This is a genomic window from Rathayibacter sp. AY1E2 (assembly GCF_002932325.1).
Taxonomy (GTDB): Bacteria; Actinomycetota; Actinomycetes; order Actinomycetales; family Microbacteriaceae; genus Rathayibacter.
Window position 1 is genome coordinate 1 of the sequence record NZ_PSVO01000006.1, and the last position, 25189, is coordinate 25189.

Genomic DNA, 25189 nt, shown 5'->3' on the forward strand with positions numbered 1-25189 from the left:
ACCCGGCGCACACGGCGGTGCGTCTCGCGCGGCCGGAGCGGCGGCAGCTGGAGGGGTGGATCGAGCGGACGGAGGAGTCGACGACGCGGCGGGCGCGGATCCGCTCGGGCCGGTGGGCGACACGGACCCGCGGCCGGTGAGCGACGCGGACGTCGGGAGCCCTCGCACGATCACGGCGGGTGGCGCCAGGAGGACGAGGGAGCCGTCGTCGGGGGCGGACGTCGGCGCGAGCACCTCGGCGAGCCGGCCGCCGATCATCGGCGCGGCCCGGGTCAGGCGCGGCGAGGCGAGCTCGGCGCAGTCGGGGCACCAGGAGGAGCGGCGCCGCTCCCGGCCGGGACGGTGGCGCTGCTCCTCAGGGGTGGCGACGAAGACGTGCCCGGCGTCGCAGAGCCAGCACAGGTAGACGTCGGCCGCGGGCGGGATCTGGCTGAGCACGATGCCCTCGTTGTACTCGGGGCGGTACTGCCGAACCAGGACGGGGTAGGACGCCCAGGCCTCCCGGTAGGTGCCGACCGCGTAGGGGACGTCGGCGCCGCGCGAGAACCGCCGCCGCTGCCACCACCGCCCGATCGCCTCCGCCACCCTCCGCACGCTACGCGCGACCACCGACGCGGAAGCGGCGCCCGCGTGCGCAGGCGGGATCTCGAGACGCCCTGCGGGCTGCTCGATCAGCATGCGCGGCGGAAGGGACCCTCCACCCGCGATGCTGTGCTCCCGGCCGACTAGGTGACGGCGGAGCCGTCCCTCACCTAGTGAGCGGAGTCCTGCTCGTCGATGTCCGCGATCTCGGCCTCGTCGGGCTTGAACGTCAGCGAGAACATGGCGATCGCGACGAGCACGACGATGAAGGCGACGCCGAACGAGATGAGCGCGACGACCGGCTCGCGGGTCGAGAGCATGACGACGAGGCCGACGAAGGCCGCCATCACCGCGGAGAAGCCGATGAGCTCGAGCGGGCGCAGGCGGTCCTTGCGGGTCGGCTGGAACGTGCCGGGCGTGAACTCGCCGGGGTCGCGCGCCGGGGCGGAGTCGGCGGCCGAGGCGCGGTCGGCGGGAGAGGCGGGGTCGGGCTGCTGGCCTTCGGCGGTCATCGGTCTCCTCCGGAGGTCGGTGTCGTGGGGGCGACGGGATCGTGTCCGGTGGCTGCGTCGGCGCCGGCGGCCCATTTGAGCGAGAACGCCGCGATGGCGAGGAACACGGCGACCATCACGGCGTAGGCGCCGAGGAGGCCGACGGTGACGACGGGGTGGGGCGGGAGGAGTCCGAAGGCGGCGCCGAGGAGCATCGTGCCGATGCCGACGATCACGGAGTCGCGGGCGGCGAGGCCCTGACCGCGGCGGCCGCTCGAGAACTCGAGGAAGCCGGAGAGCAGCGCCCAGCCGGCGACGAGGGCGACGAAGGAGAGCAGGTTGGCGACCGGGAGCGCGACGAGCGCCGCGACTCCGGCGACCAGGGTGAGCACCGCGGAGCCGAGGGCGAGCGGGCGGGCCCGGCCGCTCCAGCTGCGGAGCCCGAGGGCGAGCGAGACGGCGCCGGTCGCGATCGCGAAGCCGCCGAAGACGGCGAGGCCGAAGGCGGGCCCGTGGTCGGGCGAGAAGGTGACGACGCAGCCGGCGACCGCCGCGATCACGGCGCGCGCGAGGGGCAGGGTCCACAGGCGGCGGTCGGAGTCGGCGGCGATGGCCACGGTCGAGCCTCTCTGGGATGGAGGGAGAAGGCGTCCGGGAGCGGACGGCTGGGCGCGCGACGGCACGGCGACGCGGACTCCAGCGATTTTACGCTCCCGCGGCTCCGCCCAGGCCCGGAGCGGGGCCCGGGGCGCGATCCGGGGCGAAGTCGCAGGCGGCTCAGCCGAGCCAGACCTCCTCGACCCGCGGGAACACGGCGTCGGCGGAGAAGCGCTCGCGGAAGCGCGCCCCGGCCTTCTCGACGACCTCGGCACGGGCGTCCTCGTCGGTGATGAGCTCGGTCAGCGCGGCGGCGAGGCCCTCCACGTCTCCGGGCGCGACCACGCGGCCGCAGCCGTCGCCGAGGACCTCGGGGATGCCGCCGACCGCGGTCGAGACGACGGCGGCGTCGCGGGCGAGGGCCTCGAGAATGAAGATCGGCATCGCCTCGTCGCGCGAGGGCAGGACGGCGATGGACGCCTCGTCGAGCAGGGCGAGCAGGCGGGCGTTCTCGAGCGAGCCGAGGAACTCGATCCCCGGGACGCCGCGATCGACGACCTCCGGCTCGCGGATCGGACCGGCGACCAGCAGGCGCCAGCCCTCCTTGCCCTCGACCTGCGCCCACGCCTTCTGCAGCACGTCGACGCCCTTGCGGTGGCTGACGACGCCGCCGAAGACGACGGTGCGGGTCTTCTCGCGCGGGGTGCCCTGCTCGAGCGCGTTCGGCACGAGGTGCACACGCTCGGCGGGGACGTAGCGGCGGCAGATCGCCGAGGTCTCCTCCGAGAGCGAGATGATCTCGTCCGCGCTGCGCAGCACGTCCTTCACCAGGCGCGGGTGCGCGGCGGTGAAGGCGGCGAACTCGCTGCCGTGCAGGTGGGCGACCGTGCGCAGGCCCAGGCGGTGCGCGAGGCGGAGGAGGGACCCCTCGCGGAGGAACGAGCCGCGCTCCGAGAGGTGGACGACGATCACGGCGCCGGGCTCCCGGCGCGCGATCGCGACGATGCGGGCGGCGGCGCCGGCGGCCAGGCGGGCCGCGGCGACGTGCTCGCCCGGAGCGGTGCGGGAGGAGATCACCCGGACGTCCGAGCGCTCGAACGGCCAGCGCAGGTACCCGTTGACGACCTGCGTCATGCCTCCGGGGACCTCTCCGCTGCGGCCGACGTGGTACACCCGCGTCTTCGGGCCGGCAGGGGCTGCCGCGGCGGCCGGGCGGCTGCGGGGCGGCACGGCGAGCAGCGCCTGGATGTCGTCGCGGACGCCGCGGAGGCGCCCGCGGGCGACGAGCAGCTTCTCGAGCAGCTCGCTCCGGCGGGCGACGACGGCGGAGAAGGTCTCGACGCCGGCGGCCGGGGTCGTCCGGGACATGTCGACCGTGACGTCGTGGATCCCGATGGTCTCGAAGTGGCGCGAGGCCTTCGTCGATCCGTCCATCTGCAGGCTCACCGGGGCCGCGCCCTCGGTGAACGCCATGATGATCACGTGCAGCCGGTCGCTCATCGCGACGCGGGCCGTGCGGTAGAGCTCGCGCAGCAGGATCTCGTGCTCGTCGTGGGTGTGCGCCGGATCCCAGTCGAGGATGTCCGCGTCGAGGTCGGCGGCGAGACGGCGGGAGCGCTCGGCGTCGACGGCGACCTGCGTGACGACGACGATGTCGAGGTCCTCGCGCTCGGCGAAGCCCTTGATCGCGGCCAGCCACTCCTGCTCGGGGTAGGGGCGGGCGTCCACCTCGTGGTCCTCGCGGAGGGAGAGGACCAGAACGCGCCGCTCCTCGTCGGGCTGCGCGGCGAACGCGGTCAGCTCCGCGTCGCTCGAGCCCTCGCCGTAGCCGAGGTCGGGCATGGCGGCGCCGACGCGCATGTAGCCGGCCGTCTTGTCGTCGCGCCAGCGGGTGTAGCTCGAGAGCGCCATCGAGGGCCACATGATCGCGCGGGGCAGCGGGGCGAAGTTGCGGGTGCCCACGCCGGCGCGGATCACGCGGCCGCCGCCGAGGCGCACGAGGGCGATGCCCGGGAGCATCACGAGGTGCTCCTTCATCCCGATCAGGGTCAGCTGGATCTCTCCCGGCTTGAACACCGAGTTCGCCCGGCCGGCGAGGGCCTCGCGGGCGAGCGCCGCGTACCAGCGCAGGAGCGAGCGGTACACCGTGTCGTCCGGGCCCAGGCGCAGGCCGTCGTCGTAGCCCCACGGCGAGTGGCCCACGTAGACGTGGAGCGGACCCGACTCGCGGAGCCAGTCGAGGAGCTGGCGGCGCAGGATGATGTCGCCGATGTTCTCGTACTGGCCGCGGCCGACGGCGAAGATCGATCGGGCAGGTGTCACGGGCGGGCCTTTCGGAGGGGTTCGCGTGGGGGTGACCGGTGCGGAGCGGGGAGCGTCGCGGGTCTCCCCGGTCGATCCTCCTGCCGCGCTGCCGTCGTGGGCCGGGCCGGCCGGGCTCCGCAGGAGCGGGCTCGGGGCCGATGGCGCCCCGGGCAGACTAGCGCAGGCGGGCTCGGCGGCTCGAGGAGGAGTGCTCGCGTCAACAGCCGTTGGTGACCAGGAAGGCCTTGAGGAAGGCGCCGGTCTGGTAGACGTACTGGTTCACCAGGTAGTCCAGGCCCATCGGCTCGCCCGAGGGCACCATCGAGAGCTCGCCGGAGTAGCAGCGCTCGATGATCATCTCGGCGCGCACGAGGTGGGAGGCGTTGGTGATCACGATGACGTGGTCCCAGCCGTACTGCTCGGCCATGTCGCGCAGCTGCCGGGCCTCTCCCTGGGTCGTGAGCGGGTCGGCGGAGTAGCAGAGGACGTCGCCGCCGGGCTCGTTGCACTTCTTGTACTTCTTGGCCTCGTAGGGAGCGTTCATCTCGCCGGGGCCGACCGAGAGCACCATCGTGTCCGTCGCTCCGGAGGTGATGATCCGGCGGGCGAACTCGACGCGCGCCCTCGTGGACGGGCCGAGCACGAAGACCGCGTCCGCCTGCTCGGGGATCGGGTCGATCGGGGGCGTGACGTAGAGCGGGATCCCGGCGCCGAAGAGGGCGAGCACCACGAGGGGGACGAGCAGGAGCCGTCCGATCATGGTGCGAGCGCGGACCCGGGGGCGTCTCGGGCGATCCCGGGACGGCGGGGCGGACGGGCGGTCGCCGGTCGCGGTCGTGGCCGTGTCCATCGCGTCCTCCCTCTCGTCGGGACCGCCGCTCGCCCGCGGCGGGTGATCCGCGACGCGGGTGCGACGGCGATCACCAGTGGACAGCCCATCATCGCAGTGTTTCGGCGCGGGGTCGGCCCGGTGAACGCCCGGTCAATTCTCTCGCCCAGCGGCCCGGCCCGGGGCCGTGTCCAGAGTCGCCGGATAGGGTCGCCGTTCCTCGACCGAGCAGCACTCCCCCTCGTCCATTCCGCGGACGGGCATCCCCGGAGTCTCCTCCCGATCCGACATCCGCCCTCCGATCCGTCGTCGACAGCGCGTGTGACCGTTCCGTGTACACGCATGCGCGGCGGTTCGCCAGTCCTTCAGCGGAATCGCTGATACAGGCCCGACCACCACGCCCGAATGGGGCACTACAACCTGAATCCGTCTCATCCAGCCATCAGTCGCAAGGCCCGTCTATAGCGTCGGGAGGACCAGCACCACCCCCTTGAGCAGCCCCCTCGAACCGCCCCCGACGCCCCCTCGAAGACCCGGAGCCGATCGTGAATCCTCAGACGACGCCAGACCCGACCCGCCCTCGCCGACGACGCGCACGCCTCTCCCTCACCACCGCTCTGATCGCCGCTCTCGGCATCCTGGTCGCCCCCCTCACGGCGCCCGCCGCCTCCGCGGCCACTCTCGACCCGGGCGCCGGGCAGAGCACGCGGATCCAGGAGACGAACTCCTCGCTGACCTACAGCGGCTCGTGGCGCACGATGACGGGCGGCGACAGCGGCGGCGGGATCAAGTTCCTCAACAGCACCGGCTCCGTCTCGTTCAGCTTCCGCGGCACCGGCTTCAGCTGGGTCAGCCGCACCACCGCCTCCGCCGGCATCGCCACCGTCACGGTCGACGGCGCGAGCACCTCGGTCGACCGGTACACGAAGACCACGGCGTACCAGGTCCCGGTGTTCACGAAGAAGGACCTCGCCGACACCGTCCACACGGTCAAGATCGCCTGGAGCGGCACGGCCAACAGCTCCGCGAGCGACAAGAACCTGGTCATCGACGCGTTCGACATCACCCGCGCGACTCCCGCCACCGAGGAGCCGACCGACGAGACCGGCGGCGGCGAGGACGACGGCCCCGTGCTCGACCCCTCCGGAGCGACCAGCCTCCTCGTGCAGGAGACCGACCCCGCGCTGCAGTACACCGGCTCGTGGAGATCGATGGCCGGCGGCGACAGCGGAGGCGGGATGAAGTACCTGACCTCAGCCGGATCGGTGAAGTTCACCTTCGTCGGCACGTCGTGGCGCTGGATCAGCCGGAAGACCTCCTCCTCCGGCATCGCCGCGGTCTCGGTCGACGGCGGACCCGTCACCAAGGTCGACCGCTACAGCTCGACCGCGCAGTACCAGGTGCCGGTCTACGAGACGACCGACCTCGCCGCGGGCACGCACACCGTGACCATCTCCTACACGGGGACGAAGAACTCCAAGTCGACCGACAAGAACCTGATCATCGACGCGTTCGTCCTCGCCGAGGACGGCCTCGCGACCGACGCCGTGGAGCTCTCCCCCCTGACCGACGGCTACACCGTCGCCTGGGACGCGCCCTTCAGCTCGCGGGTCGTCTCGTACGACGTGCACCGCTCGAACGAGGACGGCTCCGGCGACACCGTCGTCGGCACCGTCGCCGACCCGGTGCGCCAGTACCGCGACGAGACCGCCGAGGCGGGACGCGCCTACACGTACACCGTCACGGCGACCGACGACGCCGGCCGCGACTCGCGGCTGAAGGAGTCGGCCACCACCTCGGCCGACATCCTCGCCTCCCGCGCCTCGCTGCTCGCGGCCTTCGACTGCCCCGCCGCCACCAAGACGGTGTCGACCTCGGCGCAGCTCGTCACGGCCCTGACCAACCCCTCCTCCGGCGACGTCATCCGCCTGGCCGACGGCGTCTACACCGGCAAGTTCGCCCTCCGCGGCACCGCCGCCCAGCCCGGGTCGATCTGGATCTGCGGCTCGCCCAACGCGGTCCTCACCTCCGGATCCACCTCGAGCGGTACCGCGCTCATCCTGAACACGGTGAGCGACGTCCACCTCGTGGGCTTCTCGGTCCGCAGCTCCTTCCAGGGCATCCAGGTGCTCGCCAGCAAGGGCGTCCAGATGGCCGGCCTGACGGTGAGCGAGATCGGCTACGAGGCGGTCCACTTCCGCAACCAGACCACCGACTCCCTGATCGTCGGCAGCACCATCCGCCGCACCGGCATCGTCTCCGCCAAGTACGGCGAGGGCGTCTACGTCGGCACCTCCGACCGCAACTGGTGCGAGTACAACAGCTGCAACCCTGACCGCACGGCCCGCATCGCGGTCGTGGACAACGCGATCAGCGACACCGGCGCCGAGCCGATCGAGGCCAAGGAGGGCACCCTCGACGGCGACATCATCGGGAACACGGTCCTCGGCGGATCTCGGCTCGCCTCGGACGTCGTCTCGCTGATCCTGGTCTCGGGCAACAGCTGGCTGGCCGCGGGCAACTCCGCCGCGGGCACCACCACCTACGGCTACCAGGTGATCACCCGCGCCGACGGCTCGGGCAACGACAACACCATCAGCGGCAACCTCGCGCTGAAGACCAGCAACGCGGTGGTCTACCTCCACCAGCCGTCCAACTGGTCCACCAGCGGAAACACGCTGAGCTGCTCCAACTCCGGGAAGGACCTGATCGGGAACGTGGCCTGCACGCCGTGACCTGATCCGCTCCCCGCGCGCAGAACCGCCGCCGTCGTCCCCTCGACGGCGGCGGTTCTGCGTGTGCCCGCCTCCCGCGGACCACGCGGGAGTCGGCGGAGTCGCGCGCCAGTACGGCGACTTCTGCGGACTCGCGGGGTGAGCGGGCTCCCGGGAGCCGGTGAGGCACCTGGTCCGGCCACGGCGGGCGCTGGAGAGGGCTGGACGGGCCGGGCAGGTCCCGGGGAGTCGAGCGGGCCCGGACGGCGACGCCGCCTCCTGTCGAGTCCGCGGAAGTGGGCGGAGTCGCGCGCGAGTACTGCGACTTGTGGGGGGCTCGCGGGGTGAGCGGGCTCCCGGGAGCCGGTGAGGCACGTGATCAGGCCACGGCGGGCGCTGGAGACGCTGAGAAGGGACGGACCGGTCGGCCGGGCCCCGGAGAGCCCGCGGGCTCGGACGGTGACGCCGCCTCCTGCCGAGTCCGCGGAAGTGGGCGGAGTCGCGCGCGAGTACCGCGAGTTCTGCGGGCTCGCGGAGTGAGCGGGCTCGCGGAGGGGTGGAGGGGGCTGGAGTGCCGGCCAGGCGTCGGAGGGGCCGGCTGGGTCCGGACAGAGGGCAAGCCGGGCCCCCGCCGGGCACCGCGCAGTCCCCGGACGCAGAAGAGCGCACCGCGGCCGGGGCCGGGGTGCGCTCTTCCGCAGCGTGCGAGGACGCGATCAGACGATCGCGGGGGCCTTCTGCAGCTTGTGGCGGGCCAGGACGACCGCGCCGACCACGGGGGTGCCGGCGGTCTCGATCCAGTGGACATCGGCGGCGGCCTGGGGCGAGTCGACCTTGCCCTCGATCAGGACGAGGACGGCGCCGTCGGCCACGCCGCGGAAGGTCGGCGACTGCTCGGTCGCGCCGAGAGTGCCGGTGACGATCAGGACGATGTCGTAGACCTTCTCGAGCTCCTCGACCAGCGCGCGGAGGGCGTCGGTCGGCATCGGCGTGCCGGCCTGGGCGCCGCCCGCGGGGAGCAGGTCGACGCGGTCGGTCGAGCGCTTGATGATCGCGTCGTCGAGCGAGGCGGCTCCGGCGAGCACCTCGCGCAGGCCCGGGCGTCCGCCCGAGGCGGAAGCGAGAGCCGAGCCCTCGGCGGTGCCGTCCACGATCACGACGGACGAGCCGAGCACGGCCAGCGCCTTGGCGAGCAGCACCGCGCTGGCGGTGTGCGGGGTCTTCTCGGACGCCGGGGCGATCGCGAAGGAGGAGTACGAGCGGGTGCGCGCGATGGCGGAGAGCTCGAACGCGACGGCCGAGTAGCGGGCCGGGATCTCGGTCGAGTTCAGCATCTCGTCGAGCTTGGTGGCCTTGACCGGGACGATGCCCAGCAGCGGCCGGTCGATCGCGGAGCGGACGTCGTCGCCGCTGCGGAGGCGGCGGTCGAGGGCGGTCATCACGATCGCCACTCCCACGCCGACCACGGCGCCGCCGAGGATGCCGAGCGCGAGCAGGACGAGGATGCCACCGGTGACCGGCAGCTCCGGCGGGAGCGCCTGGCTGAGCACCTGGAGCTGGATCTGCGGGACGGCGACGCCGTTCGTGGTGGTCGTCGGGTCGGCGCCCTTCACGGCCGCGTCGAGCTGGGCGGCGACCGCGTTGGCGATGACCGCGGCCTGCTCGGGCGAGGGGTCGGTGGCCGAGATCGTGATGACCACGGACTCCGGCTCGGCGAGGACGGTCACGCGCTTGGCGAAGTCCTCGATGGGCTCGTCGATGCCGAGGCCGTCGATGACGCCCTGCAGGACGGTGTCCGAGGTGCCGAGGGCGACGGAGGTGACCGTGGCCTGGGAGGCGGCGCTGTTGGCCGCGACCCGGTCCGCGGTCGAGAGGACTCCGGACGAGGAGACCGCGACGTACACGCGTGCGTCCGCCTTGTACTGCGGGAGGAGGACGGCGTTGAGTACCAGGGCCGCCACGGCGCCGAGCAGAGCGAAGGCGACGATGTAGACCCACCTCCGGCCGATGCCGGCGAACAGTCCGTTCAAGGTCATGGTGTGTGGTGTCCCTTTCGTCGACTGCACCGGAGTGCAGGGGGTCTGACTGTAGCGTCGTGATGTGTCGTCCGCGTTGCGCGGAACCGGCCGCGAGGTTTCGCGCGGGAGCGGTGGATCAGAGGTGGGCCTGCAGGAAGGCGAGGATCGCCTTCTTGTTGTTCGGGGTGTTGTTCTGGAGCCCGTGGTGGCCGGAGCCGTCCACGCCGACCTCGGACGCCACTCCGGCGTCCTGCAGGGCGACCTGCATCGCGTCGGCCTGCTCGACCGGGACGAGCTCGTCCTCGGAGGTCAGCCAGATCTGCGGGGCGTCCGTGGAGTCGACCGAGGTGATCGGCGACGCGGGGATGCTCTGCGGGCAGGTCGTCGAGTCGATCTCGTCGCAGTCCAGGTAGGAGAGGATCTGCTCCTTCGCCTCGGGCACCGGCGTGCCCAGCGACATCCCGGTCTCGGTCATGTCGGCGACCGCCGAGAAGGCGACGACCGTCTTGACCCGCGAGCCCTCGGAGAGGGAGCCCTCGCCGAGCGTGCCCATGGTCGCTCCGATGATCGCTCCGGCGGAGCTGCCCATCACGCCGATGCGGGCGGGGTCGAGGCCGAAGCGCGTGACCTGCGCGGGCTCGCGCAGCCACTCCACGGCGGCCTGCGCGTCCTCGATCTGGCCGGGGTACCGGCTGTCCTGGAGGAGGCGGTAGTCGACGGAGACCGAGACGAAGCCGCGCTCGGCGTAGTACTCGCAGAGCTCGGTCATCCCGCCCTCGTCGCGGGCGCCGTCGACGAACCCTCCGCCGTGCAGCATCAGCAGCGCGGGGCGGTCGGTGCCGCCCGCGGTGGGGAGGCAGGCGTCGGCCTTCAGCGAGACGCCGTCGACCGAGCGGTACTCGATCGCCTTCTCCGTCGTGAAGCCGTCGGGCGTGCGGACGGGCTCGGGCTGCGAGGAGCAGCCGGCCAGCCCGAGGGCGACGGCCACGACGGCCGCCAGGACTCCGGCTCTGCGTGCTCGTGTCGTCTTCACTCGTGGGACTCCGCTCTCTTCTTCTCGTGACTGGGGGAGGTGCCGGGCTCATCGGCCGGGACCGCGGCGGGATCGGAGACGACTCCGGGGCCGCGCGCAGGGACGGGCACGGGCTTGCGCCGCTTGCCGGGGCCGCCGAGGGCGGCCGGGGGGACGTAGATCCACTTGACCTTCGAGAGGTAGCGGGTCACGAAGAGCGAGAGGACGACCGCGAGCACCATCACGACCAGCAGCAGCGGCACCTCGAAGCCGCCGATCTCGGAGCGGTCCTCGGGGAGGATCACCCGCAGGATCGTGATGGCGATCACGATGAAGTAGAGGTGCAGCAGGTAGATGTGCAGGCTGCGCTCGCCGCAGATCGTGAAGAAGTTCAGGAATCGCACTCGGGAGAGGGCCCGCGACACGAGGATGCCCATCGCGACGGCGGCCATCTGGCCGGCGAGGGCGAGGAACGGCACCCAGCGGATCGGGAAGAGGAAGAGCACCGCGCTCAGCACGACGAAGACCGGAGTGACGTAGAGGAACGCGCGGCTCCCCTTCTGCTCGACGAAGTCGATGATCCTCTTCGAGTAGAGCGTGCCCACCAGGAAGAAGACGAACAGGGCGCCGATGCGGTTCCAGCCCACGTTGGTCGTGTTGAGGAGACCGGTGGTGAACATCGTCCCCATCACCGCGGCGAGGGCGACCTGCACGCGGTGGTCGACCTTGCGCAGGAGCCACGCGCCGAGCGTGAAGAGGACGAGGCCGTAGATGAACCAGTAGCTGCTGCTGGGCCAGAAGAACAGCAGGAGCAGGTTGAGCGGGTCGGTCGCGGGGAGCTCGCCGAGTCCGCCGTTCGCGAGCGGCACGACCAGGTAGAAGGCCATGCGGATCACGGACCAGACCACGTAGAGCCAGAGCAGTGGGTACAGCCTGCGGCGCCAGAGGTCGCCGAAGCTCCAGGTGCGGATGCGCGAGCCGAAGAGACCGGACACCAGGAAGAAGAGGGGCATCGGGAACAGCTCGAACACGACCTTGATGCGGCCGAGAGTGTTCTCGACCCCGATGTCACCGAGGTACAACGACGTGTGGTAGTACACGACCATCAGGATGGCGGCACCCTTGGCGAAATCCACCCATTCGCGTCGGGCCCCGCCCGCAGGCTTCAGCAGCTTCATTCTCTCCCCCTTGTGCCCGGTCGTACCGCTCGTGAATTCCATCCGAGGTGAACAAGGCTCAGAGAAGGACGCAGGCTCGGTCGCAGAATGCGACCGAGGATCAAGACTAAGGGTGTATCGTCCGCGCCGCACATTCGACGGAATAGTGACGAGGACTCGATTGCCGGAAAGCGCACTCCGGCCTCTCCGCGCACCGGGGAGACGACGGTCACCGGCGTCCGTTCCCGGCGCTCATCGCCTCTCGGTAGAGCGCGGGCGCCGCGGCGGCGAGCGCGAAGAGGACGGAGCGCTTGAGGTCGCGCCGGCGCACGAGCGCGACCAGGTGCCGGAGTCCCGCCTCGTCGTGCGCGGCCCGCCAGAGCCGGTCCGCCTCCTCGGGAGTGTGCGCGCCCGAGGTGGCGTCCTTGAAGCGGGAGAGCAGGGAGAAGCGCGCGCGGTAGTAGGAGTAGTCCTGCGAGTCGAGGAGGCGCGGGTCGAGCCCGCGGGCCGTCCGCTCGATCACGGCGGCGAGCCCGGCGAGCGAGTCGGCGCGCTTCGCGCCCGAGCGGATGATCGAGCCCGAGCGGAGGCGGTACTCGTAGACGGAGTCGGGGACGACGACGACCTCGTCGGCCGCGGCGAGCAGCTGCGCGACCTGCGCCTGGTCCGAGTGCTGGCGGATCCGAGTGAAGTCGATGCCGTCGAAGAGCTCGCGGCGGAACAGCTTGTTCCAGAGGTGCCCGGTCAGCTCCCCGACCAGGAGCGCGGTGAAGGCGCCCCGGCCCGAGAGCGCGAGCGGGCCGCGCAGGGAGCCGACGGGCGTGGATCCGGTGGCGTCGACCGTGACCGCCTGGGCGACCACCACGTCGGCGCGGCCCGCCTCCCCCGCGGTGAGCATGGCCTCGACCGCGGTCTCCGGCCACTCGTCGTCGGCGTCGACCAGCCAGACCCACTCGCCGGCGGCCTCGCCGACAGCGCGCTCGCGAGCGGCCGCGACGCCCTGGTTCTCGTCCTGGCGGAGGTAGCGGATCCGCTCGTGCTCCTCGGCGAACGCGCGGCCGATCGCCTCGGTCCCGTCGGTCGAGGCGTCGTCGACCACGAGGATCTCGAGCTCGGCGTGGGTCTGCCGCAGCAGGCGCTCCAGGGCCGAGGCGAGGTGCGCCTCCTCCTGGTGCGCCGGGACCACCACCGAGACGAGGGTCACTTCTGCCCCACGACCCGGCGGAGCACCGTCTCGAGGTCGCGGCCGCTGGACTCCAGCGAGAAGCGGTCGAGCCAGCGGTCGATGCCGGTGATCTCGAGCTCGCTCGCGCGGATCAGCGCGTCGGCGAGGTCGGAGGCGGAGGGGGTGAGCGCGAGCTCGCCGGTGAGGCCGGGGACGATCGCGTCCGCGACTCCGAGCGCCCCGGACACGGCGACCGAGGGGACGCCGGCGGCGGCCGCCTCGACCAGCACGTTGCCGAAGCCCTCGCGCAGCGACGGGAGCAGCACGACGGCGTTCTCGTCGAAGTGGTGGAACCAGTCCTCGACCCAGCCCATGTCCTGGAAGTCCACGCCGCGCGCGGTCGCCTCCGCCTTCATGCTGCCGAGCAGCGGGCCGCCGCCGAAGGAGACGACCTTCGCGGGGATGCCGCGGCGCTCCAGCTCCTCGGCCGCGAGGATCGCGAGCTCGGGGCGCTTCTGGACGACGAGGCGGCAGGGCAGCACGATCTGCAGGCCCGCTGCAGTGCCGGGGGTGCGCGAGACCTGGCGGGAGCGGTCGACCTTGGCGGTCGCCGGGTTCGGCACGACGGTGCAGCGCTCGCCCGAGACGCCGAAGCCGGCGACGAGCTCGCCCGCGACGGGGTGCGAGATCGCGATGACGTGGTCGGCGCGTCGGTAGAGCGTCTTGGCGAGCCCGAGCTGCACCTTCTGCGTCCTCGAGAAGCCCGGGATGCCGAGCGAGACGAGGTTGCGCTCGCTCACGATGGTCTTCGGGCGGTCCGCTTTCGCGGTCATCTCGGCCGAGGCCAGGAGCACGATGTTCGGGTAGCCCTGCAGGGCGACCGCGACGTCGGGGGTGCGGCGGCGGAACAGCTCCTTGAGCATCCGCGCCTTGCCGACGTGGCCCTTGCCCTCGCCGATGCGGTGCAGCACCGCGCCCTCGGGGAGGTACTCGTCGGTGCCCTTCACCGAGGTGGTGACGACGTCGACGTGGTGGCCCTGCTCGAGGAGCCAGCCCATCCAGGTGCGGGCGACGAACTCGGCCCCGCCGCCGTGCAGCGACGTGACGACGAACATGATCCGCATGCGCGGTCCCTTCTCCTGCGCCGCGCTCATCGCACGACCTCCGCGCCGAGGCCGCGGGTGTTGAGCGCCGAGAGGCGGCGCACCTCGGGCATGGCCGCGTCGATGGTGGCGCGCACGCCGCCGTCGCCCGGCTCCGCGAGGATGCGGTCGATCACCGGGAGGACGCGGTCGGCGAAGCCGGGGACCGGCTCGACGCACAGCTGCGGCAGGCCGATGAGGCGCATGATGCCCTCGACCTTGCCCTGGGTGGCGAGGGTGATCGCGGGGACGCCGAGCGAGAGCGACATGATCGCGAGGTGCATGCGGCCGGTGACGGTCAGCAGGGCGTCCTCGGCGAGGCCGCGGATCTCGGCGGGCATGAGCACGCGGTCGACGACGGTGACGCCCTCGGATCCCACGCGCTCGGCGACCGCGCGGACGGCCACCTTGTCGTCGCCGATGGGGCGGGAGACGTGCGGGAGGAGCACGACGTGCACGCCGGCGGCGCGGAGGCGGTCGACGATGCGCTCGTACTCCGGCACCTGATCGACCATGCCGGCGACGAGGGCGCTCGCGTTCACGAGCGCGAAGGGGACGCCCTCGGGCAGTCCCAGCCCCTCGCGGAAGCTGCGGTCGCGGGTGCGCGCCGAGAAGACGATGTCCGTGACCTCCTCGACGCGCTGCACGCCGATGCTCCGGGCGCGCTCCGCCGAGAGCGGATCGCGGAGCATCGGGACGACGCCGGCGCGGGAGGCGGCGATCAGGGAGCGGCGGGCGGCGAGGCGGGCCGCCGCGTTCCAGGAGAAGCCGAGGATGCGCGTGGGCACCCCTGCCTCAGCGGCCGCCTGCGCGAGCAGGGAGCGGCGGACCGAGCCGCGGAGGCTGTACTTGCCGTCCATCATGTCGGCGCCGACGACCGAGACCGAGCGGGCGCGGCGGATCAGCGCGGCGTAGGCGCGGAGGTCGGCGGCGTGCGCGTCGCCCACTCCGTAGACCAGGTGCGGGAGCTCGACGACCTCGACCCGGTCGGCCTGCTCCTCGGGGATCACGACGTCGCCGGCGTAGCGCTGGACGACCACGACAGGACCGGTGGTGTTCTCGAGGAACGCCTCCAGCATCGCCTGGTCGCCGATGTTGCCGCTGCCGGGAGCGGCGATCACGAGGTGCGACTCGGGCTCGGGTCGGAGGTCCGCGAGGGCGGCGCGGAGCACCGCCGCGTCGCGGCGGGCGGGCAGGCGGGTCGTCGTGACGAAGTCCTTCTTCCAGGACTTGACGACGCCGAGCTTGAGTTTCATCGATCTCTTTCGGTGGGGGGGACGGCGGCGGGAGGCCGCTCGGAGTCGGGGGTGCCGGCCGTGACGGCTCCGTCGACCAGCGCGCTGTCACCGGTGGGGCTGGTGGCGTCGACCGTGGCCGGGGCGGGAGCGGCGGCCGGGCGGCTGCGGCGGAAGTGGCGGCGCAGGTCGGCGAGGCCGAGGATCTGGCGGCGGAACGCGGGGAGGATCAGCATCCAGAGCCCGACCCCGACCAGGACGGCGGCACCGCCCACGAGGAGGCGGAGGACGGGCTGGTCGGCGGCGATCCAGACGGTGGAGAAGAAGGAGCCGACCGTGATCGAGCCGAACGCGATGCCGCTGCGGAGGCCGTTGGTGAACATCTCGCGGGCGGGGGCGTCGGAGGTGCGGCCGATCCAGATCAGCGCGATCGGCCAGGTGAGGGCGAGCGAGCCGGCGTACGCGACCGCGACGCCCGTCACTCCCCAGTTGGAGCCGAGCAGGATCAGGACGACCATCAGCGGGCGGGTCGCCAGGCTGTACCAGACGCTCTGGCGCACGAGGCCCTTGGAGAGGAACACCCACCAGGAGCAGTACGCCGTGGCCTGGAAGAACCCGGCCACGAGCAGGATCTGGAAGATCGGGACCGAGGCGAGCCAGCGCTCCCCCAGCAGGATCCGGATGACCGAGTCGGACTGGGAGCCGAGGACGGCGAGCACGAGGCCCATCACCGTCAGCATCGCCGACTGGCCGAAGAGGATGAACGTGCGGAACCGCTCGCGCTCGTCCTGCAGCTTGGAGAGCACGGGCAGGGCGACGCGCTGCGCCGGGGCGTTCAGCTGCTGCAGCGGCAGCATCATCAGCTGGAACGCGCGGTTGTAGAGGCCCAGGTCGACCGGGCCGAAGCGCGCGCCGATGATGACGGAGTCGACGTTCTTGCTCGCGTAGGTCAGCGCCTGGGTCGCGAAGACGCCGCCTCCGTAGCGGAGGAAGTGGCCCATCGCCTCGCCGCGGCGGTAGCGGCCGGGACGCCAGCCCGTGATGAAGACCAGCATCAGCACGCCGATGAGCGGCTGCACGACCTGGCTCGCGGCCAGCGCCCAGTAGCCGGCGCCGCCGAGCGCCATCAGCACGCCGACCACGAGGCCCAGCACCTGGCCGACGATGTCGACCAGGGTGAGCTTCACGAAGCGGAGGTGCCGGGCGAGGTCGGCGCGGAACTGCGTCGAGATCCCGTTGATCAGGAACGTCGAGGAGAGCACGACGGTCAGCAGCTGGAGCCGGTCGTCGCCGTAGAGGGCGGCGATCGGCCACGAGGCCGCGATGACCAGCAGGGTGAGGGTGAGGCCGATGCCCGCGTTCATCCAGAACAGGTTGCTCTTCTGGCCCGGCGTGATCTCCTTCGCCTGGATGGCGGCGGAGGAGAGGCCGAAGTCGCGGAAGATCTCGCCGATGCCGATGATCGCCGTGACCATCGCGAGCAGGCCGTAGTCGGCCGGCGCGAGCAGGCGCGCGAGGACGACGATGCTGCCCAGCTGGACGGCGATGCGGATCGCCTGCCCGCCGATCGTGACGGCGGCGCCGCGGCTCGCGGAGCGGCCGAGGCTCGGAGACGGCTTCTGCGTGGTCCCGGTCATCGGGTCGAGCCCTTCTTGGTGGCGATCGCGCCCTCGTAGGCCTTCTTGAGCTGGAGTCCGAGCACGTCCCAGTCGCGACCGGAGAGGGCGGGGAGCCCCTCCGGCGGACGGGTGCGCGTGCGCTCGAGGGCGGAGGTGATCAGCTCGGGCGTGAGATCGCCGTCGTACTCGATCACCCAGTCGCTGCCGACCTCCTCGGCCAGGGCCGTGTTGGTGGGCGTGCGCGGCACCAGGATCGGCCGGCCGAGCGAGAGGGCGACCAGGATCGAGCCGGAGTTGTGCATCTCGCGGTAGGGCAGGACGATCAGCTCGGCCCGGCCGATCTCGTCGACCATCTCGGCGTCGTCGACCCGGCGGAGCGTGGTGCGCACCCGGGTGTCGCGGGCGGCCCGCTCCTCGACCAGCTCGCGCTGGCCCGTGCTGGGGCTGCCGACCACGTGCAGGGAGAGGGAGTCGTCCTCCACGCCGCGGAACACGTCCATCAGCTCGACGACGCCCTTGTACGGGCGGATGATGCCGAAGTAGAGGACGCGGCCGTGCTCGCGCTCGGGCAGCGGGTGCTGGGCGAACTGGTCGCGGTAGTGGCCGTGCAGCACGGTGACGGCGGGCGCCCGGCCGGGAGTGACGGTCGTGGGGTTCAGGCGGACGAACAGGTCGGTCGCGCGGTCGATCCGGGCCAGCGAGCGGCGCTCGGCGGCGGGACCGAGCTCGTGCGGGTGCAGGTTGTGCACCGTGCGCACGAGCGGGATGCGCTGGAGCGCGAGGCGCACCAGCAGCACGTCGAGGGCGCGGCGGCGCAGGAAGCGGTGCAGCGGGCTGCGGCCGCGGATCATCAGCTCGGGCCAGTGCACGTGCAGCACGTCGTAGTCGGCGAGCAGGGCGCTGCGCCAGGAGAAGAACAGCAGCTCGACGCCGGGCGCCAGGCCGTCGACGATCGAGTCGACGTACTGCGTGGTCGAGTCCGGCGGCGCGAGCGACTGCTGGACGACGAGCGCGGCCGGCGACGAGTCGTTCCTGCGGGAGCGGCGGCTCACCGGTCGCCCCGCATCCCGACGGCCATCGGCGCGTCGAAGATCCGCGCCCCGAGAGGCTGGCGCATCCGGATGCCCTTCGAGAAGTCGGGGACGTGCACCGGGTTCAGGCAGATGATGACGAGGAAGCCCAGGAGCAGGTGGCTGGGGCGGACCGCGTCGATGGCGTTGTAGCCGGCGAGGCAGACCATGAAGCCGAGCAGGCCGGCCGCGGGGCCGACGTCGCGACGGCTGAGCGTGGCGCCGAACATCGCGGCCACCATGATCACGAAGAACAGCAGGCCGGGGATGCCGACGCTGATCAGCAGCTGCAGGAACGAGTTCTCGATGACCACGTCCGAGAACCGCCTGCCGCTGATGCCGGACGTCGCCGCTCCGGAGCCGAGCCAGTGCGTGAGCTCGGCCGCCTTCAGCGACACGGTCACCGCGAGGTCGCGGGCGCCGGCCGAGATGGACGCATCGAGGTTGTTGTTGCGGGCGGTGACGGGCTCGAAGTTCAGGACTCCGACGCCCGCGATGAGGCCGGCGATCAGGATCGAGCCGGGCCGGAGCAGCGAGCGGTCCGGGTTGAGGAAGCCGACGGCGACGAGCGCGACGACGACCGCGACGGCGATGGCCGCCATCGGTCCGCGCGAGACGGTCGCGACGACACCGCCCGAGGCCAGGATGCCCAGCAGCAGGTCCGACTTGCGGGAGCCCTGGAGCCAGGAGCCGAAGGCGAGCCCGGCGCCCACGGTGAGGAAGGTGCCGGCGAGCAGCGGGTGTCCGAAGGTGATCTCGGCGCGGTAGAGCGACCAGTGCTGGTCCTGCTCGTAGCCGAGGGCGCCGTAGACGGCACCGAGGATCGGGGAGCTCTGCGCGACCAGCTCGAGGGCGGCGTAGAGGGCGAGCAGCCCGGAGAGGATCACCCACGTCTTGCGCAGCAGCACGGCCTCGCGCTGGGCGTCGAAGACGAGCATCGGCACGCCCACGCAGATCGCGAAGCTGAACAGCCACGAGACGCCCTCGCTCGCGAAGGAGCCGCGCACCGTCGCGACGGCCGACCAGAGCATGAGGGCGATGAACGCGAGGATCACCACGGCCCGCCACGGGGAGAGCACGAGCTCGCGGGTCCACGCCTTGACGGGGGCGCGCCACAGCTCGGGAGCGAGCCCGCGCCGGATCGCCCAGATCACGAGGATGACCGCCCAGAGCGTCATGCGGAACGTCAGGGTCGAGGGGGTGAGCGGCGTCGGGACGAGCGCGAAGAACGCGAGCGCCATCGCCGGCAGCCAGTGCGCGGGGACCCGCAGCAGAACGTAGGCGCCGACGATGCCGCCGACTCCGGCGGCGATCACCAGGAGGCCGGTGGCCGGCTCCCGGGTCGAGAAGATGTACCCCATCCCGAGGACGATCACCAGGGCGACCGAGAAGAGCGCGCCGACGAGGAGTCGTCGCGGGAGGATGTCGATCACGTCAGGGAGTCCTTCTGGCGTCGGAGCGGAGTGGTGGAGGAGGGGGCGGGCGGTGCGGCGCTCACGGGAGTGGTCCCGTCGGCCTCGATGAGGATCGCGATGCCCTCGCGAGCCGCCTCTCGGCGGCTGGGACGCCTGCGATGCCGTGCCCTCCTCCTCCACTGCTCGACCCTGGCGCCGACCCCCGGGGAGGAGGGGTCGCGTCGGTCCTGCCGCGGATCAGGCGGGGCCCTCCTGGAGCCAGCGGCGGAAGGTCTCGACCGAGTCCTTGTTGGTGGTGGTCGGGACGATGTGGCCGCCCTGGTAGCCGTCGCTGCTGTGGTACGCGATCGTCGCCTCCTTGGCGACGGGCAGCGCCAGGCGGCGGAGACGTCCGCCGTGGAGCTCGGCGGGAGCGAGCTGGTCGGCCGTGCCGGCGCTGACGCGCAGGCGGATGCCCTTCCACGCGTCCTGCGGCAGCCGGGCGGGGTTGGTCGCGCGCATCAGCGCCCGGTCTCCGCCGTACACCGCGAGGACGCGGTTCGGCTGGGTGTCGTCGCGCGCCGCGAGGTCCTCGACGTCGAAGACGCTGCTGGCGTGGTACGCCCCGTAGATGTTCGGCACCATCTTCTTCGCGTAGGCCCAGCACATCATCGCTCCGCCGCCGGAGTTCGAACGGAGGAAGCTCGCGCGGACGTTCCAGAGGCTCTGCACCCAGGCCGTGGCCGCCGTCTGCACGGCGAGCGCGGTGGGGTTGGTGTAGTTGCTCGGGCCGCCGAAGTCGGGGCTGATGCTGACGAAGCCCAGGTCGACGAGCGGATCCGCCGAGTAGCTGTACGCGTTGTCGAGAGCTTTGTAGCTGCTGCCGCTGGCGTGGTAGAACCAGGCGACCGGCACCGAGGAGCCTGAATTCGGCTTCGCCGAGTGCGGGACGAAGAGACGGGTGAAGTCGTTGCCGATCTTCACGTCGATGATCTCGTACGGCTTCCTGCCGTTCCTCGAGATCGCGGTGTCGAGGCGCGAGACCTCGCCCGGGAGCCTCGGGATCACGCTGTAGTTCGGCGCGGCGAGCGCCGGGGTCGCTACGAGAGCGGAGGCGGTCGCGGCGGCTCCGACAGCGGAGGCGGCGAGCAGGAGGCGGCGCGAGAGGCCGCGCGGGGTGTCAGTCATATCGAGAATCCTTCGGAGCTTTCGCCATCAGTGTCGAGTCGGCCGACCATTCCGAATTCGACGCACATGAAGTGACGTCCGGCCCCCCAACCCATTCGAGAGTGTACGGGCCGCGGATGACGCGTGGATGTCGTTCTCATCACGTCTGGTCGCTCGGGCGGGGATCAGCGGGAGGAGGGGAAGAGACGGCGGGAGAGGCCCGAGGACTTCTCGGGCGTCTCGTGCACCACGAAGGGCACGGCGGAATCGGCGGAGACGACCCGCCTCGCCGCGGCGAGTTCGAGCGTCTCGCGGGAGAGGCCCTCGATGTCGACGGTGACCGCGAGGCCGGAGTCGGCCAGGCGCGTGGCGATCTGCACCTGGTGGTCGTCGACGTGCTCGCCGAACGAGGCGCGGCGCGGGACCAGGATCGGCACCCGGCCCTGCTCGATGGCGCTGAGCGCGGTGCCCACTCCCCCGTGCGCGATGACGACGTCGGCCGCCTTCATCGCGGCGTTGAGCTCGTCGTGCGGCACGGAGTGGCGGCCGTCGATCCCGAGCCCGGAGACGTCGTTCGCTCCGGTCTGCCAGAGCACCTCCACGCCCTCGAGCAGCGGCGCGAGCGCGGCGAAGAAGCGGGGGAACGGGTAGCCGTCCTGCGTGCCGACCGAGACCACGGCGCGGCGGATCGGCTGCGGGACGACGTCCTCGACGCGGTAGGTGTCGAAGATCGAGCCGCCGAAGCTCCAGCGGTCGTCGGCCCAGGAGCGGTACTGGGTGTAGGTCGAGACGGCGGGGACCCGGGCGAGGATCCGACCGGTCATCGACGGGCCGAGCACGCGGGCGGCGCTCTCGATGTAGTGCGCGGGGATGCCGCGCGAGGCCGCGAGCGGCAGGAAGGAGAGGGCGGGGCTGGCGCCGGTGCTGAAGACGGCGTCGAAGGACCCGCGGGCCAGCAGGGAGCGGCCGATCATCGCGTTGCGGAGCACCGGCACCACGGCGCGGGGCGGCGGATCGGCGAGGTGGGTCACGCGCCGGTCGGCGAGGAGGGTGCGGCTGAGGGCGCTGTCGACGGTCGCCCAGTGCTGCTCCTCCGGGTCGACTCCGAGGAGCCCCGAGAGCGCGAACATCTCCTTGAGATGTCCGCCGCCGGAGCAGACGAAGAGATACGAAGCCATACGCGCCTTCACTGGTGATGATCGGGATAACAGGCGTGTGGATGATCGATCGTCCGCCGAGAACGACCCCCCGGTCCCTGGTGCAGAAGTCGCCCGATCATAGCAGGGAGGGTCTCCGAGGGGCACTTCTCTGAGAGAACTGTTCACCTCGCCGGAAAGCGATAGGGGCTCATTCGACAGGCGATATCCGCTCACTTCTCCGGAGGGTGGAAAGCGATATCCGCTCGATTCGGGGATGGCCGGGAACGTCGCTCGGCACCCCGATAGCGGACCGGCCGATTCCCGTCGATCACCTGCACCGCACGGGCCGCGCGCGTAGCGTCGGACCACCGGCGCAGAGGCCGGTCGACCCAGGAGGAGCGCCATGAGCGACAACGAGCAGAACAGCCCCGTGATGGACGGAGCCGAGGACGCCAGCAACGACGAGAAGCTCGGCGGCCTGATCGACCAGGTCGAGCACGACCACGGAGCCGAGGGCGCCGGCGCGATGGCCGACGCGCTCCGCGACCGCGCCGACGAGACCGACACCGAGATCACCGAGGAGTCGGACGCGTCCGGCCCGGTCGAGGACAGCGGCACCGCCCAGGTCTGAGCGACGGGGCCCGGAGGACGACTCCGGGCCCCGCTCCCTGATCGCTGGGGAGAGCGGTGGGCCCTCCGGATCGCTCGTCAGAGCGGCCCGGCGAGCGCCGCCCGATGTGCACCGGAGCGGCCCGGCGAGCGCCGCCCCACCCTCAAAGCCCTGTTTGACGGTGCGGGAGCCGCCGGACACCATGGCCGCATGTCCTCTCTCGACGAGCTGCGCGCCACCGCGCATCCGATCCGCCTCCGCCTGCTGTCCCTGGTCACGGGAGCGGCGATGAGCGCCGCGGAGGCCGCCCGCGAGCTGCAGCTGTCGCAGGCGACGGCGAGCTACCACTTCCGCGTGCTGGAGCGCGCCGGGCTCGTGGCCGTCGTCGAGACCGTGCGCCTGCGGGGCGGCGAGGCGAAGAGGTACCGGCACGAGGCCTCCGGAAGGCCCTTCGACGTGACCGCGTCAGTGGACGCCGGGCCGGAGGAGGAGCGGGACCTGCACCTCGAGGCCCTGATCGAGGAGCTCCGGCGGCGCTCGTCGAGCCGGGCGGACGGTCCTCAGCTCTCGACGGACGCGGAGCTCTGGGTCGACCCCGAGGTCTGGCGGCGGGTGGTGCGGCACGTCGGGGAGGCGTCCGCGCTGCTGCACGCGGCGGCCCGGCCGCCGAGGACGCCCGGTACCGCGCCGGTGTCGATGACGACCGCGATGTTCCCGCTCCGCCGGCCGTGACCCGCGACGGGCGCGGGCCGCTGGCGCACGGTCCTCTCGCGCACGGCCCCTTCCGCTGGCTCCTCGCCGCCCGCACGACCGGGGTCCTCGGCAACGCCGTCGTTCCGATCGCCCTGGCCTTCGCCGTGCTGGACCTGACGGGCTCGCCGACGGACCTCGGACTCGTCGTCGCCGCGCGCTCCCTCGCCAACGTCGCCGTCCTGCTGCTCGGCGGCGTCCTCGCCGACCGGCTCCCCCGCTCCGTGATCCTCGTCGGCACCTCGCTCGCGGCGGCGGCCACTCAGGCCGCGGTCGCCGTGACGGTGATCACGGGGACGGCGACCGTCCTGGCCCTGGTCGTGCTCAGCGTGCTCAACGGCGCCGTCGCGGCGATGAGCCTGCCCGCCGCGGCCGCCCTCGTCCCCGAGACGGTGCCGGTCGGCGAGCTCCGCCCGGCGAACGCCCTGCTCCGCCTGGGCCTGAACGGCGGGAGCATCGTCGGCGCCTCGGCCGGGGCCGCGCTCGTCGCACTGGTGGGTCCCGGGTGGGGGCTGGCGGTCGACGCCGCGGGCTTCGCCCTGGCCGCGGTCCTCTACTCCCGTGTGCGGCTGCCGCGGACGGTCCGCTCGGGACCGGGCGCCTCCGTCCTCGCCGACCTCCGCGAGGGGTGGCGGGAGTTCACGAGCCGGCGCTGGGTGTGGATCGTCGTGGCGCAGTTCACCGCCGTCAACGCCGCGTTCGTCGGCGCGACCACGGTCCTCGGCCCGGTCGTCGCCGACCGGTCCTTCGGCCGAGCGGCATGGGGACTCGTGATCGCCGCGCAGACCGTCGGCCTGGTGATCGGGGCCGTGATCGCGCTGCGCTGGCGGCCCCGCCGTGCGCTGGGGGCGGGCGTCGCCCTCATGGCGGTGACGGCCGTCCCGGTCGCCGCCCTCGGAGCCGTCCCGGCGCTCCCCGCCCTCCTCCTCGCCTTCGCCCTCGGCGGAGTCGCGCTCGAGATCTTCGCCATCGCCTGGGACCAGTCGCTGCAGACCCACGTCCCCCGCGAGGCGCTCGCCCGGGTCTACTCCTACGACATGGTCGGCTCCTTCCTCGCCGTGCCGCTCGGGGAGGCGCTCGTGGGCCCGCTCGCCGACCTCGTCGGGCTCGACCGCACCCTGCTCGGCTGCGCCGCGGTCGTCCTCGTCGCCTCGCTCCTCGCGGCCTCCAGCAGGAGCGTCCGCGGGGTGGGCACGGACCGTCCGCGGCCGGAGACGCTCTAGCGCGTCCCGGGAGGTGCGGGTGAGGGGGCGAGCGGTCGGAGGTGCCGGAGGATCGCGGCCGCGACCGCCCCGGGGGCCTCGCGCTGCACGAAGTGGCCGACGCCGTCGAGCTCGATCAGCTCCCGGCCTGCGGAGAAGTACCGGCCGTTCGCCCGTGCGAGGGCGGGCGTCTCGCAGCCGTCGGCCGTCCCGAGGACGAATGTCGTCGGCGCGTCGATGCGCGGCCAGGCGTCGAGGGCCTCCTGCGCGGCGCGGTACACGGCCCGGCCGGGCGCCTCCCCGGCGCCGTGCCGGTAGTAGTCGACGACCGTGTCGGCGAAGCCGCTGGTCGCCGTCGCCGCGAGGACCTCCTCCAGGGCCTCCGGCGGGAGGGAGCCCGGAGGCGACCACTCCCGCCAGGCCCAGCGGACGAGCTGCGCCGGGTCGCCCCGGAACGCCTCCGCTCCGGCTGCCGTGCAGAGCCAGTAGCGGTACCAGGCCGCGGCGGCGTCGTCGAGGACCTCGCCGCCGCTCAGCTCGCTCGACGGTCCGTACGCGGTGGCGAGGGTGACCAGTGCGCCGACCCGCTCGGGCGCGAGCGCCGCGACGGCGTGAGCGGTCCGCGCTCCCCAGTCGTGGCCGACGAGCACGACAGGCCCGAGGTCGAGCGCCTCGAGGAGATCGAGCAGGTCGGTGGCCAGCGCGGCCACCTGCCCGGACCGCGCCCCGGGGTCGACGACACGGGTCCGCCCGACCCCGCGCAGGAAGGGGCGCACCACCCGGAGCCCGGGGGGAAGCAGCTCCAGGACGCCGTCCCAGGTGGCGGGGACGTCGGGGAAGCCGTGCACGAGCACGAGCGGAGTGCCGTCCGCCGGTCCCTCGTCGAGGTAGTGGATGTCGGTGAAGCGCGTGGACAGGACGCGCGCACCCGTCCCCTCCTGCTCCGGCCCGTCCGAACGGGAGTGCCGCGGCCCGCTCACGGGCGGTAGAGG

20 protein-coding genes and 1 pseudogene are annotated in these 25189 nt (G+C 72.5%); 4 read left to right on the forward strand and 17 right to left on the reverse strand.

Going from position 1 to position 25189, the window contains the following annotated elements; genetic code table 11:
* From C5C49_RS17320 to C5C49_RS06695, 5 genes and pseudogenes are all read right to left on the reverse strand, one after another.
* A pseudogene (locus C5C49_RS17320) lies at positions 1–585 on the reverse strand (hypothetical protein); the annotation flags it as partial.
* Between the two features lie 167 nt (positions 586–752).
* Positions 753–1094, reverse strand: coding sequence for a hypothetical protein (locus C5C49_RS17325; RefSeq protein WP_258068404.1), 342 nt, complete (start codon positions 1092–1094; stop codon positions 753–755).
* Entirely contained in the window at positions 1091–1690 is a 600-nt protein-coding gene (locus C5C49_RS06685) for a DUF308 domain-containing protein (protein ID WP_104255875.1), read from the reverse strand. The genes C5C49_RS17325 and C5C49_RS06685 overlap by 4 nt, the downstream gene beginning before the upstream one ends.
* A gap of 160 nt (positions 1691–1850) precedes the next feature.
* Positions 1851–3992: a glycosyltransferase family 4 protein gene (locus C5C49_RS06690; protein ID WP_104226626.1), complete on the reverse strand. Its 2142-nt coding sequence runs from the start codon at positions 3990–3992 to the stop codon at positions 1851–1853.
* Between the two features lie 199 nt (positions 3993–4191).
* Positions 4192–4734 carry a YdcF family protein gene (locus tag C5C49_RS06695; RefSeq protein WP_146084859.1) on the reverse strand — a complete coding sequence of 181 codons (543 nt, stop codon included), beginning with the start codon at positions 4732–4734 and terminating at the stop codon, positions 4192–4194.
* Between the two features lie 614 nt (positions 4735–5348).
* On the opposite strand from C5C49_RS06695, the gene C5C49_RS06700 reads away from it, so the two are divergent.
* Complete coding sequence (locus C5C49_RS06700) at positions 5349–7538, forward strand: hypothetical protein (protein ID WP_104345740.1); 2190 nt, start codon at positions 5349–5351, stop codon at positions 7536–7538.
* 695 nt (positions 7539–8233) lie between these two features.
* Here C5C49_RS06700 and C5C49_RS06705 read toward each other — a convergent pair.
* The 11 genes from C5C49_RS06705 to C5C49_RS06755 form a co-directional block, all read right to left on the reverse strand.
* The gene (locus C5C49_RS06705) at positions 8234–9553 is read right to left on the reverse strand and encodes a Wzz/FepE/Etk N-terminal domain-containing protein (protein ID WP_104255871.1); all 1320 of its coding nucleotides are present in this window, start codon (positions 9551–9553) and stop codon (positions 8234–8236) included.
* Between the two features lie 118 nt (positions 9554–9671).
* Complete coding sequence (locus C5C49_RS06710; RefSeq protein WP_104274124.1) at positions 9672–10568, reverse strand: alpha/beta hydrolase; 897 nt, start codon at positions 10566–10568, stop codon at positions 9672–9674.
* Positions 10565–11725: an acyltransferase family protein gene (locus tag C5C49_RS06715; protein WP_159940775.1), complete on the reverse strand. Its 1161-nt coding sequence runs from the start codon at positions 11723–11725 to the stop codon at positions 10565–10567. Before C5C49_RS06715 ends, C5C49_RS06710 begins: the two co-directional genes overlap by 4 nt.
* 208 nt (positions 11726–11933) lie before the next feature.
* The gene (locus C5C49_RS06720; RefSeq protein WP_104345741.1) at positions 11934–12908 is read right to left on the reverse strand and encodes a glycosyltransferase family 2 protein; all 975 of its coding nucleotides are present in this window, start codon (positions 12906–12908) and stop codon (positions 11934–11936) included.
* Positions 12905–13993 (reverse strand): glycosyltransferase, encoded by a 1089-nt coding sequence (locus tag C5C49_RS06725; RefSeq protein WP_181067812.1) that lies wholly within the window; start codon positions 13991–13993, stop codon positions 12905–12907. Before C5C49_RS06725 ends, C5C49_RS06720 begins: the two co-directional genes overlap by 4 nt.
* 26 nt (positions 13994–14019) lie before the next feature.
* On the reverse strand, positions 14020–15267 hold the full coding sequence (locus tag C5C49_RS06730) for a polysaccharide pyruvyl transferase family protein (RefSeq protein WP_104233543.1): 1248 nt from the start codon (positions 15265–15267) through the stop codon (positions 14020–14022).
* Complete coding sequence (locus C5C49_RS17445; protein WP_104345742.1) at positions 15264–16883, reverse strand: lipopolysaccharide biosynthesis protein; 1620 nt, start codon at positions 16881–16883, stop codon at positions 15264–15266. The genes C5C49_RS06730 and C5C49_RS17445 overlap by 4 nt, the downstream gene beginning before the upstream one ends.
* Complete coding sequence (locus C5C49_RS06740) at positions 16880–17917, reverse strand: glycosyltransferase (protein WP_104249973.1); 1038 nt, start codon at positions 17915–17917, stop codon at positions 16880–16882. The genes C5C49_RS17445 and C5C49_RS06740 overlap by 4 nt, the downstream gene beginning before the upstream one ends.
* Entirely contained in the window at positions 17914–19368 is a 1455-nt protein-coding gene (locus C5C49_RS06745) for an O-antigen ligase (protein ID WP_104249974.1), read from the reverse strand. Before C5C49_RS06745 ends, C5C49_RS06740 begins: the two co-directional genes overlap by 4 nt.
* 219 nt (positions 19369–19587) lie before the next feature.
* Positions 19588–20517, reverse strand: a complete 930-nt coding sequence (locus tag C5C49_RS06750) for a S9 family peptidase (RefSeq protein ID WP_104345743.1) — start codon at positions 20515–20517, stop codon at positions 19588–19590.
* A gap of 164 nt (positions 20518–20681) precedes the next feature.
* Positions 20682–21674, reverse strand: a complete 993-nt coding sequence (locus C5C49_RS06755; RefSeq protein WP_181135723.1) for a glycosyltransferase — start codon at positions 21672–21674, stop codon at positions 20682–20684.
* A gap of 364 nt (positions 21675–22038) precedes the next feature.
* Here C5C49_RS06755 and C5C49_RS06760 point away from each other — a divergent pair, with 364 nt between their 5' ends.
* The 3 genes from C5C49_RS06760 to C5C49_RS06770 all read left to right on the forward strand — a co-directional run bounded on the left by C5C49_RS06760 (position 22039) and on the right by C5C49_RS06770 (position 24218).
* Positions 22039–22266, forward strand: coding sequence for a hypothetical protein (locus C5C49_RS06760; RefSeq protein WP_104222474.1), 228 nt, complete (start codon positions 22039–22041; stop codon positions 22264–22266).
* A 189-nt stretch (positions 22267–22455) separates the two neighbouring features.
* Positions 22456–22977 carry a helix-turn-helix domain-containing protein gene (locus tag C5C49_RS06765; RefSeq protein ID WP_104222473.1) on the forward strand — a complete coding sequence of 174 codons (522 nt, stop codon included), beginning with the start codon at positions 22456–22458 and terminating at the stop codon, positions 22975–22977.
* Complete coding sequence (locus C5C49_RS06770) at positions 22974–24218, forward strand: MFS transporter (RefSeq protein WP_258068405.1); 1245 nt, start codon at positions 22974–22976, stop codon at positions 24216–24218. The genes C5C49_RS06765 and C5C49_RS06770 overlap by 4 nt, the downstream gene beginning before the upstream one ends.
* Here the strand turns inward: C5C49_RS06770 and C5C49_RS06775 are convergent.
* Positions 24215–25177, reverse strand: a complete 963-nt coding sequence (locus tag C5C49_RS06775; RefSeq protein WP_104345745.1) for an alpha/beta fold hydrolase — start codon at positions 25175–25177, stop codon at positions 24215–24217. The genes C5C49_RS06770 and C5C49_RS06775 overlap by 4 nt on opposite strands.
* Between the last annotated feature and the right edge of the window lie 12 nt (positions 25178–25189).